This window comes from Variovorax beijingensis (assembly GCF_003951285.1).
GTDB lineage: Bacteria > Pseudomonadota > Gammaproteobacteria > Burkholderiales > Burkholderiaceae_C > Variovorax > Variovorax beijingensis.
In genome coordinates this window covers 380,047-392,658 of the sequence record NZ_RXFQ01000007.1, presented here as the reverse complement: position 1 = coordinate 392,658, position 12,612 = coordinate 380,047, and the positions used below count along the sequence as shown (strand labels likewise).

The 12,612-nt window shown below is 59.5% G+C and carries 12 protein-coding genes; 7 read left to right on the top strand and 5 right to left on the bottom strand.

The window, feature by feature from the left end:
- The 4 genes from EJO66_RS32560 to EJO66_RS15125 all read left to right on the top strand — a co-directional run.
- Positions 1-554 (top strand): PDDEXK family nuclease (locus EJO66_RS32560; protein WP_164547829.1); only part of this gene is annotated, 554 nt, incomplete at its 5' end.
- Entirely contained in the window at positions 551-2,902 is a 2,352-nt protein-coding gene (locus EJO66_RS15135; protein ID WP_125965527.1) for a hypothetical protein, read from the top strand. The genes EJO66_RS32560 and EJO66_RS15135, both read left to right, overlap by 4 nt.
- Complete coding sequence (locus EJO66_RS15130; RefSeq protein ID WP_125965526.1) at positions 2,899-4,404, top strand: TniB family NTP-binding protein; 1,506 nt, start codon at positions 2,899-2,901, stop codon at positions 4,402-4,404. Before EJO66_RS15135 ends, EJO66_RS15130 begins: the two co-directional genes overlap by 4 nt.
- A 23-nt stretch (positions 4,405-4,427) precedes the next feature.
- Positions 4,428-5,741, top strand: coding sequence for a TniQ family protein (locus tag EJO66_RS15125; RefSeq protein WP_125965525.1), 1,314 nt, complete (start codon positions 4,428-4,430; stop codon positions 5,739-5,741).
- A 46-nt stretch (positions 5,742-5,787) separates the two neighbouring features.
- On the opposite strand, the gene EJO66_RS15120 is transcribed toward EJO66_RS15125, so the two are convergent.
- Together EJO66_RS15120 and EJO66_RS15115 are read right to left on the bottom strand one after the other, a co-directional pair.
- Entirely contained in the window at positions 5,788-7,656 is a 1,869-nt protein-coding gene (locus EJO66_RS15120; RefSeq protein WP_125965524.1) for a TniQ family protein, read from the bottom strand.
- 152 nt (positions 7,657-7,808) lie between these two features.
- On the bottom strand, positions 7,809-8,288 hold the full coding sequence (locus EJO66_RS15115; RefSeq protein WP_124958633.1) for a ferritin-like domain-containing protein: 480 nt from the start codon (positions 8,286-8,288) through the stop codon (positions 7,809-7,811).
- A gap of 291 nt (positions 8,289-8,579) precedes the next feature.
- Between EJO66_RS15115 and EJO66_RS15110 the strand changes: the two genes are divergently transcribed.
- Entirely contained in the window at positions 8,580-8,807 is a 228-nt protein-coding gene (locus tag EJO66_RS15110; protein ID WP_124958632.1) for a hypothetical protein, read from the top strand.
- Positions 8,808-8,828: 21 nt separating this feature from the next.
- On the opposite strand, the gene EJO66_RS15105 is transcribed toward EJO66_RS15110, so the two are convergent.
- Both EJO66_RS15105 and EJO66_RS15100 read right to left on the bottom strand, forming a co-directional pair.
- The gene (locus EJO66_RS15105) at positions 8,829-9,281 is read right to left on the bottom strand and encodes a hypothetical protein (RefSeq protein ID WP_124958631.1); all 453 of its coding nucleotides are present in this window, start codon (positions 9,279-9,281) and stop codon (positions 8,829-8,831) included.
- A 20-nt stretch (positions 9,282-9,301) separates the two neighbouring features.
- The gene (locus EJO66_RS15100) at positions 9,302-9,631 is read right to left on the bottom strand and encodes a hypothetical protein (RefSeq protein WP_124958630.1); all 330 of its coding nucleotides are present in this window, start codon (positions 9,629-9,631) and stop codon (positions 9,302-9,304) included.
- Between the two features lie 266 nt (positions 9,632-9,897).
- Between EJO66_RS15100 and EJO66_RS15095 the strand changes: the two genes are divergently transcribed.
- Positions 9,898-10,350, top strand: a complete 453-nt coding sequence (locus tag EJO66_RS15095) for a beta/gamma crystallin domain-containing protein (RefSeq protein WP_124958629.1) — start codon at positions 9,898-9,900, stop codon at positions 10,348-10,350.
- 21 nt (positions 10,351-10,371) lie between these two features.
- On the opposite strand, the gene EJO66_RS15090 is transcribed toward EJO66_RS15095, so the two are convergent.
- Positions 10,372-11,769 (bottom strand): aminotransferase-like domain-containing protein, encoded by a 1,398-nt coding sequence (locus tag EJO66_RS15090; RefSeq protein WP_124958628.1) that lies wholly within the window; start codon positions 11,767-11,769, stop codon positions 10,372-10,374.
- A 346-nt stretch (positions 11,770-12,115) separates the two neighbouring features.
- Here EJO66_RS15090 and EJO66_RS15085 point away from each other — a divergent pair, with 346 nt between their 5' ends.
- Positions 12,116-12,598, top strand: coding sequence for an MSMEG_0572/Sll0783 family nitrogen starvation response protein (locus tag EJO66_RS15085; RefSeq protein ID WP_018904096.1), 483 nt, complete (start codon positions 12,116-12,118; stop codon positions 12,596-12,598).
- Positions 12,599-12,612: the final 14 nt, after the last annotated feature.

Genomic DNA, 12,612 nt, shown 5'->3' with positions numbered 1-12,612 from the left:
AATACGTCGGCTCAGATGTTCCCTATGTCTACACCATCGACATCCTCTCCACTTGGAGGCACGAGAGTGGAGAGTTCGAGCTGATCGGACACGATTGCAAGCCCGAAGAACAGGTCAAGAGCGCCCGCCCATCCAGTCGACTGCTCGCCAAGCTCGAGTTGATGCGATCGTATTGCAGGACAGTTCAATGCAAGTATGTTTTGACGCACCCGGAGCTTATCGGGCTCCACCTGCAGAAAAATTTGGGGGCGCTTGATCCTCGGCTGACGCAACAGCAGATCGAGGCTCTCAGGTCGAGCTCACTCTATCGGCACACCGTCGATCATTGCTTGCGCTGGGCGTATCAGATGCCTGCATCAAAAGCTGGCGAAGAGGTAGCAAAGGCCAACAAATATCCCCCCGCAGAAGTGTTTCGTGCACTGCGTGCCGCGATATGGTTTCAAGACCTCGATCACGACATCTCGGTGCCACTCGAGCTGTACCAGCCACTCATTCGTGGTGGCCTCGAGCTACGTTCGAATCTCTTCGAACGCTGGTGCAAGGAGCGGCAATGAGCGATATCTACGACTTGCCGTTTGCACCGCTTGCTTTGGTCGATGACGTTAAGGGATCAAGCTTCTTCGGTGGTCCTTGCCGAATCCTCGGTTTTAACAAGACAACAGACACCGTCTGGTACATCGAATGCCCTCGCAATCGCCGCCAAAAAGAGCATTCGAACAAGATGCGCAGCTACGTCAAGAAGCCTCAAAAGAAATCATTGAAGCTTTTGAGCAGCCTCTTTGAAGGATCTAATCGAACCGCAATAGTTCTCAGGGTCAAGGAGGAGATCGTGTCTGATACCGACCTCCTGGCACAGATGAAAAACCCCAAGGACCGAGCTCGAGTCGAGGCGTACATAGAGCATCGCGACAAGCGATACGACATCATCTCCCCCTTACTCAGGATCGATGGAAACGGAAGGATTCGAACCTTCGCCGAGATGATCAGCGATGAGTCGCTGCCGGAGAGAATTCGAATCAGAGCGGCGGAGACGGGATGCGCCACGTCGCAGGTGTACGCCCTACTCCATCGATTTTGGGCGGGTGGCAGCCGACGAAACGCGCTGATGCCCGGCTACCCCAGATGCGGCAATCCTGGGAAATCGAAACCGCAGAACAATGCACTGGGGCGGCACTCGCGGCTATACAAAGCGGGACTTACTCCCGTGAAAGGGTATCCGCTCGATCGATGCAAAGGAGCTGATGCCGAGGAAGACGAAGAAAGTGACAAACAGAAACTCGCATGGGGGTATCGCCTCGTCTGTCACGAGATTCCTCCCCATGACGCCTACCTGGTGACGATGGCTTCTCACTGGGCGACTCACGAGGTACGGCCGGATGGCAGCGTATACGCAAAGCTCTTCCCGATACATCTACGCCCTACATACGCACAATTCGAGCGCTGGGGAAAGAAGCTCAACAAGAACAAGTCAGTCGCGCAGATTTACATGGGCGACAAGAAATGGGAGGAGCAGAACGTCGCTCGTGGTGGATCCGTTCAGGACATGACATCGTCTGTTGGTCAGCTTGGAGTTTTTGATGGCACCTCCAACGACAACTATCTCTCTTCGATCGAATCACGCCTGAAGAAACTCCCACCCATGACGAGATCGGTCCTCAAAGAGAATCGAAGCACCGTCATATTCGGGTGGTTTTTAGGATGGGAGAGTCCATCCCCTGCGACGGGCCTTGAGACAATTCTTGTCGGAGCAAGCTCTAAGGTTCCGATTGCTGCACGCGTTGGAATCACCATAGAGGAAGACCAAATCCCAGCTCTCCTCTGCAGAAACTATCTGGTCGACAACGGAGAGTTGAAAGCAGAAAAGCCGACGGAAGCCGAGGTTCAGTTCGGCATTGATATCGAATACACCCCCACATACAGCGGCGCTCGCAAGGGGAATATCGAGTCCGATCATCACACCGTGCAACTGCAACTCGACCATCGCCTATCCGGCACGACGTTCGGCAAACAACGGGAACGTGGGAAGGATCATCCAGCAGTACACGCCCTCTTCAATTTTCGAGAGTATTTGCGCGAGCTGATTCTCTGGATCATCGACTACAACAACGAAGAAGTGATCGAGCTGGCACCTGTCGAGATGCTGCTGAAGAACCCGGAGATCACCCCCACTCGGTTGAACATATTCAAGTGGCTGAGAGCACATGGGCAAACGGCCGAGGTCCCGTACACGATCGAATCGCTCCGAGCCTTCATGTTTCCGGAAGTCGAAGCCGTCGTACGCAAGAACGGGGTCTATTTGGTCGCACTCGTCAATGGCCGAAAGAGACTGATCCCCAAGATGCGATTCAGCAGCCCTGAACTCTTGGCGAGCGGCCTCCTATCGGCCGTCAAGTCGAGCGGCAAGTCAATTCCTACAAATCTGCGAATGGCAGAGACAAACATGACGGAGGCATGGCTACCTACGCAAACCGGAATGCTTCACTTGAAGAACGCATCTCCTGACTCTTCACTCAAGCACATTCCTTTGATTGATTGGATTCAGTTTTTGGAAAAGCACGAGCTCTCGAATGACCTCAAACGCGGAGAAAAAGAGCAGGCCGCGGCGGAACGCGTCGTCAATCGGCTTTCGACCATCGATCACGCTCGCGAGGAGCAGAACGCTGAGATCAAAGCGTTGTCCCGCCCACCCACAAAAAAATCCTACTCGGCCAATCTGACGCGAAACATGAAGGAAGAGATGGAGTTTCTGCGTCGTCAAGATCAGCAGTCCAAGCAAAGCTCATCGCCCCCTTCAGATGCGGAGACAAACGACACAACCAAAGGCGAATCCGATCTGCCAGAACACTCAAACGCGGCGTCGGAAGCAATGGATGCCTTCAATCAGGAGGAGTTTTCCGCATGACGAATGCTACTGTCGACCTTCGGGCCCGGCCTGAACTGGCTTTCGGCCCCAACCCCTTCTTCGAGGCGATGAATCCACATGTCGAGTTCGACGCTTGGGGTCGAGTCCTTCGAAACTACCCTCTGGAACATCACGATTGGCGTCAGGTTCCTCTGCCTGCAAGAACCGCACTATTGAAATTCCGAAGCCTTCACTTTGCCCCGGTGCGAACTATGTTCGAACCGGCCGATGGCCTTCAGGAACTCATTCGACGTTCGTGCATGATGCTGAACCCTACCAAGGTGGAGAACCAAGTTCGGGTCAACAAGCTCCTCGTGAGTGAGACCATGCCCCAGATGCGCATCTACTCCTCGTTGGACGGCGCCGGGGGCATTTGGCAAGGGATGACTGGCACGATGAAATCCTTCACGGCCAAGCGCGTTCTCGAAGTCTGCGTGCCGAATCCTGTCGTGGAGTACGGGCCGTCACAGGTGTGCGGCTGGATCAAGCTGACACAGATCATGTATCTGTATGTCGACTTCCCTTCGAACGGCACTCGGGGAGGTCTGCTCAAGCGCATCCTCTATCAAGTTGATCAGCTCATTGGTACTGACTACTCGTCAGATAACGCCCGCTCGGTAAACATCGACTCACTGTTGGTCGCGGTCTGCAAGGTGCTCATCAGTCATCGGGTCTTGCTGCTCGTCATCGACGAGAACCAGGAAGCGAACTTCGAAGATAGCCAATGGAAGATCCAGTTTGTTCTCTTCTATCTCTCGCTGATGAACTTCGGAATCTCGATATTGCTCTTGGGAAACCCGTTGGCATTCGCCAATCTCGACGCCTACTCTCAGGTGCAGCGCCGGTTCGAGGTAGGCGGTCGACATGATTACCTTCCGGCGGCATCGCCCAAGACAGTCTGGTGGGCGAAGGATCTCACCCCCAGAATGCGTCAGTTCTCCCTCGTCGATGACTGCGATATCTTGCCGGAAGAGCACGACAAGATCGAGTTCGGGCACACAAGTGGTCTACCAGGGCTCGTTGGCCTCCTCCAAGATGCCAGTCAGCGGAACTGTCTTCGCCGCAAAGGGGCCAAGGCGATATTGACCCGGGAAGACTACGAGGCTGGGAGCCGCTCCCCCAACTTCACCCGGGCCAAGAAGCTCGCCCTTGCCATCCAAGACGGCGACGTATCTGAGTACATCGATATTCCTGCACTGCCGGAGGATGACAATGCGGGTGGGAAGGCCACAGCCAAAGAAGATCAGAAGCAGGAAACCTTCATCCCAAATGCGCACGGGATCGCTGCGATTAAGAGGCTTTTGCGGAACTACAAAGCTGAAGTCACTCGAGTAGGGAACAAGCTCACTGCAGACCTTGAAATCCTAAGGCAGTGTTCGCCAGATGACCTGCGCATGTTGGGCGTGACGCAGAAGATGTTGAATGAAGCGCGAAAAATCGAAGATCAATTCTCCCGCGACAAAGGAGCCAAGTCACGGGGTCAGAAAGCAGAAGAGAAATAGCAAGTCGCAGCTCATCGATATCCATGATGAATCTTCCGGCTATTGAGAACGACGAGACGCTCTACAGTCTGTGTGCTACAGCGCATTCGATGAGCGCATCTTCCAGTTCACAGAGGAGCTCTCTTTCGCTGATAGGGACTTTGCACGGAACTCTTCAGCACGATCTCCCTGCCTCCATTCAGTGGCTTGTGGAATGTCGATTGGCAGAAAAAGACACGGCATCGAAAGTGGCGCGCAGGCACAGCATTGCAGCCTACTACTTCCCATTTGTTTCCCCTAGCAGATTGCCACTGATCTCCGACCTCTGGCTTGCCGGGAAGACAACTCATGCGCGCAGGCTGATTCAAAGCTCCTCAAGAACATTGCCTGTGGCGCATCCACTCAAGTGGTGCGGAGCCTGTATAGAAGAAGACCTCAGAAAACTGGGCCGCTCGTACTGGCATGTCGCGCATCAGTTCCCGACGACCTGGCGATGCAGCCGGCATGATTTCTCACTTGCATACATTGAGGGTCGGCACAAGAGATGGCTATTGCCGCGATCATGTCTGTTGCAACGATCTGCTACCGTGCCTTCAGGGAATGCCGCAATGGCCTCAATCCTTTCAACCGTTGGCGAAACGGCATCCAAGCTTGAATCGGTGCAGATTACGAGCATTCGTCAAGCGACCCTGAATCGACTCCAGGCGATGGGCGTGATTCACAGCACACGACGCGTACACCATGACCGAGTCCTCGCGTGGTTTCGCTCGAATCCTCTGTCGACATTTCTCCGGCAAGCCCCTGCGGGTCTCGCGAGGTTCTCCGAAGGAGAATGGATAGCGCCAATGCTTTGGCGTCAGAAACGCAGCAATGCTGTTCGTTGGGTGCTTCTTTGGTCCGCGTTAGATTGGAGCACCTCCGCCGAAGCCGGAGCATTTTTTTGCGACGCGGCGTCCGCCTTGCCGATCGTTCGTGCAGGACAGATCGAACTCTTTGAAGAGGCCCTGCCCACCCCCAATACTCCATTCAAGGTTTCAAGTGTTCTCGAATCGGCCTCCTCCTATGAAGAGGCAATGCGCATTCTTCAAGTACCGCGAAATCAGATTGCGCGATGGCTGGAAGCTGATCCAGAGATGCGTGCACGTTGGCGGCAAAGACTTCAGAAAGAGCGCGTAGAAGGTGCTTTGCAACGCCTTATCGGCTCAGTCCTTCGGGATCCCTCTATCTCATCTGCCGCTTCTCTATCCTCCGCGGATCTCCGCCTTCTCAAGAGCCATGCGCCGCAGGAATACGAGGCAATCACCTCGCGCCTAGCTTCCTTTCGACCGCGGCAAGGGACGCTTCCGTTTATCAACTGAGCTCTTGAGTAACGCAGGCTGCCCCTGTTTCGGCTTGCCCCACCAGTCATCGTGCCTTCACTTCCCCCAGTTTTTTGACAAGCCATTTAGGGCTGTCTTGTCTCAAAAACAGAGTCGCCACGCGTCCGGCTGTCGTAACTTCTTTCGCTGTCAGTTGAGGATTAAGTTCGATCAATTGCGAGATGTACGTTTTGCAGCAGTTCCTTCTATCGACAGTGCTAGCGTATCGGCCCTTCAGGGGCGTATCCGGCCACACAAATGGCGATGCACCCGTGTACCACGAAGGCACAGCTTTGTTGACCGCCCGGCGACGGGATGGAATCATTGCGTCGAACCAAACCTTATCGTTTCTTTCCAGAAAATCCGATGAATTGGAATGGCCCAACAGCCTAATCTGCGTACGAGAAACCTGCGGATTCTCTCGCAACAGGTCAAGAATTACCGCCCGGTGTTTCTCACGCTTTTCTTCGAGCGTCTTGCCCCGCGTATGAATTCGGGCAGGCAGGATTGCTTGCAAATGTGGGCGATCATTTACGAACAGCCATTTATGCTCAGTCGGATGCGCCGCTCTGAATGCGTTTAGGTTGCAGCCAGGATTCAATCTCACAAATTCATCAAGAACTGCGCGATATCCCGGCTGCATGGACAATCGCAGTGCATGCTTTCTTGCTTCACGCTGGCTCGCCCTCCAATTGTGCAACCTCTCACTAACTTCAAAGCCAGGCGGGATCGAACCCTGAAATGCTACTAGCTGTTGATATGCCCCACCATAGTCTCTGCAGAGTCGCAAAGGACTTACACCGTTCAGCAGCAGCTTCACGAATCCAGCAGGGATGCCCTGTTCTACAGCCTTCAACTCAAGCGCGTCCGCATCTGTCAGATGCTGCTGAAACGATGCTTCCGATCGATCAATGAGCCCCATCCTCGTGAGTTGGTCGCCTACCAGAATTCGCGAGAGAAACTGACGTGGTAGAGAAAGCAAAGAGAGCTGGTGCACCACGGACCTCTTCGATATTGCATCAACGAGATGAGGCGCAACGTTTGGCTCCCGACCATAGAGATTTTCTAGTTGGCGGTGCACGTCGTTCGCCAACTTCTCGATGGAGTGCTTCGTTTGAAGATCTTTGACAAGCGCGAGCCAATTCTCAGGGCGCAAGTACTCTTGACTTCCTGAAAATATCTCTTCACACAGCTTGGTCAATGCCGCAGGGGACGATGCGCTTGAATGACGATTCGCATGATGAGCTTGTTGCGAACCACATGAGCGGCACACCTGTCCTGGAAGCCTGAAATGTGTGCCTCGATCAAGAACTTCACCACAGTGCGAACAAGAATGCACGAGCGTGACTTGATGAGCGGCGCATACCTCAACGAAAGGCAACTGATGGATGACTCGCCATATCGGAAAGCCGGAAGTCTTCGCATCTAGGCTTGCACACATCGGGCAGTACTTCATCCTCGATGATCTACTGGGACCGAGATACACGAGGCGCGGATAGACGACGGAGGTCTCACCGGTCATCGAATCCCCCGTCATCCTTTGCGTCCATCCAAACTCGACTGAAGCCGGAACCAACCGGGAATAGAAGCCCCATACAGAGTGATTCATCAGCACATCCTGATAGGACAGTGTTCCATCCCCAATGCAGTCTGTGGCATCCTGCAACCGACGTCCAAGGACGTTAGCGTGCTTGGGCGAGGCGGCCGATCTGTAAACCGTGTCACACGCGTTCTCGAACGACGTGCCCATGCTGCGCCCTACGAAAACAACCGTGCTGTAAAGCAATCCTCCTGGTGGTAGCACAGGCAGGTATGGGGGTCTTCTGAACTCTATTTCGTGATCGGCTTGAGCCAGTTTCCGATTTTGGCGATTTTTTTGAACTATTCCGGACACGGGCAAGGAGGAAGATTGCATAGCTCTCCGAGGGGAAACTGGAGCTTGCTTGTTGCGAACTCTATTAGTGCTTCCCAGGGTGAGGTCGTGGTGAATGGGGGTCAAGGACAAGGCCGCCGGAGTTGCAGGACGACGTCCATTTTGCCCCGGCCGGCCCACCCTGGCACAGCCCCTTACTTGCTGCGCATCTCGTCGCGCAGCCGCTTGATCTGGTCGTGGTTGCGCTTGGCGCCTTCGGCCTGCTGCTGGATCACGGCGCGCACGTCGGCCGGCAGATCGGCCTTCAGCGCCTTGCGGTAGCGCGCCACCGCGGCGTCTTCGCCGCGCTCGCACTCCTCGAGCATGGAGAGCGCGCTGTTGGCGCCCACCGAACCCTTCACATGCACCCAGCCGCGGTGCATGGCGCCGGTCACCGTGCCGCCCTTGTCGGGTGAGCCGCCGAAACGCTGGATGAGCTGGACCAGCTCTGCCGCGCCCTTGGCGCATTCGGCCGAGCGGCTCTGGAAGACCTGCTTGAGCTGCGGCGAGTCGACCTCCTCGGCACAGGCGCGGAAACCGTATTCGCCGTCGCGCGAGTTCTCGAGCAGATCGTTCAGCACCTCGACCACGTCCTCGGTGGTGGCGGTATCGGCGGTGTTCATGTGGTTGGCCATGTATGACTCCTTGGTCTGCCTCATCGATAGGGAGGCGGGTTGAAATTGCCAGCGAAGGCGATGCCGGAGGGCAGCCGCATTGCGCCGGTCCCAGGAGAAATGGTGTTCGAGTGAACGAGGACCGGTGTCGGCTTCGCCTGACGTCGGCTGTAAGCGTTCTTCGGGGCGTGCCCCGGCCCGCGAATCCCCGCAGGCTTGCGGCCGTCGCCGGAATGCTGTACTTGCCTACACGCGCAAGCCAGCAGCGCGTGAGAAATGAGGCTTGCAGCTTTTCGAAGGACCCACAGCCCCATGACTTCCACCACGCAGATCGAGGCCCGCATCGCAGGCGATGTGGCATTCCGCGCCGGCGACGGCCCGCAGCTGAAGATTCCGAAGGGGAACTGCCAGATCGTGATGGCCGACGACAGCGTCGTGCTCACCTGGACCGACCAGGGCCAGTCGCTGACCGCGGCCATTCCCAAGCTCGAATTCGACCGCTACATCCAGGACGGCGCGATCGTGCTGGGCCGGGGCTGACAGGCGGCCCCGCCCTTGCGCTCACTCCTCGCGCAGGCTGCTGGCGCGCGCGTCGAGGGCCCGCGCATACGAAGCGGCTTCTTCGACCGTCATGGAGCCTTCGAGCTCGGCCAGCTCGAGCCGTTCGAAGTCGTAGGCAATCCATTCGAACAAGTGGGACCTGGGCATATCGTCGAAGCTTTCGCTGTCGCTCCATGACTGCAGGCGCACGGGCGCGCTTTCCAGCAGCAGCCGCAGGTACAGCGCGCGCGCAATCTTGATTTCCGCGATCTGGTGTGGATCGTCGATCAGCAGGCGCAGCTGCGCGAGCACCTGCTCGCAGCGCTGCACCCGGCGATGCGACTCGCCGATCGCGGCTTCGCACGCTGCGGGACAGTCTGCCCTCGCCTGCCAGGCCTGGTGGAATTCGCGCGTGATCCGTGCGTAGGCAAGCTGCTGGAGCCCGTGGAGCGCGCAGTCAAATTGGCCGTGCATGGCGTTGCGCCGAACTCGCCTCAAGCGGGCTTGTTGCCGGCGTCCTCCGCTTCGTCGTCGCCGTCGGCCGAGCCCGCGTCCTCGGTGCGGTCCGGCAGGATGTCCGCACCGGGCACCGACGGCGGCGCGTCCGCCGATGCGCGTTCACCGGTACCCTCGGCATCGGTGCTGCTTTCATGCGCAATGGGAATGGCGCCTTCCGCGGCGTCTTCGGGAATGGCGCTGCGTTCGCGCGACGTGCGCACGTCGCTTCCGCTGTCGCTCGTGTCGCTGGGGCCCAGGCTGTCGACGTCCTTTCCCTTCGGTTCCTCCGGCGGGCGCTCGCCTCCCAGGATGCTGCTCGTGGCCATGGCTTCCTTCGGTGATGAACAAAAAAAGAATTGGATGGTTGCGAGTCGCCAGACTGGACATCCGCAGCACCGGCCGGCGTAGGAAATGGGCGCATCCGGGCAGCAGCCATTCGCGGAGATTTCGCGCCCGGCGCTGCGCGCGGCAAACGCCGGCGTCGCGGCGCGGGGACGGGAGCTTGGGCTTTACTCCTACGCGGCGGGCAACCGTGGCCGCTAGCCTGAACGGCTCGTTTCCCAACCACAACACAAGCAACCATTCCCATCCCATGAAGAATTTCCGCCATCTTCTCCTGATTGCCGGCGCCATGGCGCTCGGTGCCTGCTCCAACATGCCCGGCCCCACGCGCTCGGCCAGCCCCACCGCCTCCGCGGACAACCGGCCCGACCCCACGATCCTGCTCGTGCCCGTGCGCATCGAGGACCCTGCGCTGGCCTCGGGCTGCTGGGCCCAGTTCTATACCGGCCGCAACTTCCAGGGCGACATGCTGACGCTGGTGGGACCGGCCGAGGTCCAGAGCATGGACCGCGGCACCGCACGCCAGCTCAAGCGCGACATCGACAGCGTGAGCGTGGGCCCGCGCGCCACGCTGAAGGTGTACGAGCATGCGATGTTCAGGGACCGCACGGTCGACTTCCCGGCGAACAGCCGCGAAGGCGGGCTGATGCGCAAGCTCGGCTTCGGCGGCCGCATCGAGGCGATGAAGCTCGACTGCGCCTGAACACCGCCGTGGCCGCCGCGCTCAGCCGCCGCGCAGCGTGGCGTGCGGATGCAGCGGATGCGCGAGCGTGTCGGCAATGAGCCGCAGCGCCTGGTCGCACTGCTCGCGCGACATCGGGCCGCCCAGGCAGATGCGCACCGCCTCGGGCGGATCGCCGTCGGTGGAAAAGGCCGCGCTCGCCACCACGCCGACGTTCTGCGTGCGCAGGTAGGAGGCAAACTCCACCGGGCTCCAGCCCGGCGAGAGCGGCAGCCAGGCATGGAAGCCCTCGGGATGCGCCTGCAGTCCGCTGCCGCCGAGATGCCGCACGGCCAGCGCCTGCCGCGCCATCGATTCGCCGCGCACGGCCTGTAGCATGGCCTCGGCGGTGCCGTCCTCGACCCACAGGGTTGTCAATGCGTTGGTGATGGGCGAAGCCATCACGGTGGTCGCGCGCATCGCGCCGGCCAGGCGCTGCGACTGGACCACGGTGGGCGAGCAGACATAGGCGCTGCGCAGGCCTGCACCAAAGCACTTGGAGAATCCGCTCACGTAGTAGGTGAGCCCGGGCGCCAGCGTGGCGAGCGCGGCCGGCGTCTGGCGCGGCAGCATGCCGTAGGCGTCGTCCTCGATGATCGGCACGGCGTAGCGCAGCGCCACGTCGGCCAGCGCCTCGCGCCGCGCGCGCGACACGGTGCCCGCGGTCGGGTTCAGCAGCGTGGGGTTGCAATAGAGCGCCTTCGGCTTGAGCGTCCTGCAGGCGTGCTCGAAGGCATCGGCAATGGGGCCGTCGTCATCGAGCTGCAGCGCATGCAGCTGCACGCCCAGCTGCGCCGCGATGGCCTTCACGCCCGGATAGGTGAGCGACTCCACGCAGATCAGCTCGCCCGGCCGCGCGAGCTGCGAGAACAGCGCCGTGAGCACGCCGTGGATGCCCGGGCACACGAGGATGCGGTCGATCCCCGCATCGGGCACGAAGGGCCGCAGCCAGTGCATCGCGGCCTCGCGGTCGTGCGCGGTGCCGCCGAAGTCCTGGTAACGCAGCAGGTCGTGCAGGTTGGCCTCTGCGAGCGCGCGGCTCGCGCTGTCGTGCAGGCGCGCCATCAGGTGCGGGTCGTCGGGCTCGGGCGGCATGTTCATGGTCATCTCGGCGCCGCTGCCACCGCGCAGCCGCAGGCTCGGGCTGCCCGAGCGGATGAAGGTGCCGGTGCCGGCGCGCGAATCGATCAGGCCGCGCTTGCGCGCCTCGGCATAGCCGCGCGCCACGGTCGTGTAGTTGAGCTCCAGCTCGGCCGCGAGCTCGCGCAAGGTGGGCAGCCGGTCGCGCACTGCGAGGCGGCCGGTCTTGATGTCGTCGGCAATCAATTCGGCCAGCAGCAGGTAGGCCGGCTTGGCGGTGTTGCGCAGCTGCTTGCGCCAGTGGGCGGTGATCGTGGTCATCGGCGGAGTTGATTGCATCCATTGATTGCATCGGGCAACCGATCAGGCACGCAGGAATCGCGCCCGCTCCAGAGTTACCGGACGCCTCGATCAGGTGCGATCAACTCCGTTGATCGGGTGCATTGATCGCATGGCGGATGCGTCTTTCCGGTGCAGGCGAGGCCGTGCCGGCCGCCTCTGGAGATGACTTTTCGTGCGTTCTAAAAAAGTTTTCGGGCGCCCAGGCCGCATCCGGGCGAATTGATCGCGCATTGATCGCACGCGCCGCGCCGGGCGCTGGCACATCGCCTGCGAAGAGAAAGGCGCGCAGGACCTGCGTTCATCCCCCTTTCAACCGGAGTACCCCATGCCCAAAGTCACCCGCCCCCGCAACGAGAAAGGCGAGTTCCTCGTCGACTACGAAGAGAAGGTGTTCGAAGACGTCAAGGCCGAGCCCGGCGAGAAGGCGCTCGTCACCTTCCACACCGTGGCCTTCGAGGGCTCGATCGGCTTCGTGAACCTGCTGCAGGCCACGCGCCTCAGGCGCAAGGGCTACGAGACCTCGGTCCTGTTGTACGGCCCCGGCGTGACGCTGGGCGTGCAGCGCGGCTTTCCCACGCTGGGCGACGAGGCCTTTCCGGGCCACCAGAACTTCAACAAGCAGATCAGCAAGTTCATGGAAGAAGGCGGCAAGGTGTATGCCTGCCGCTTCGCGCTGCAGGCGCTGTACGGCCACGGCGAGGGAGCGCTGATCGAGGGCATCACGCCGATCAATCCGCTCGACGTGCTGGACCTCGTGCTGCTGCACAAGAAGGCCGGCGCCGTGATTCTCGACACCTGGACCCTGTAAGGCAGGACCCGAGC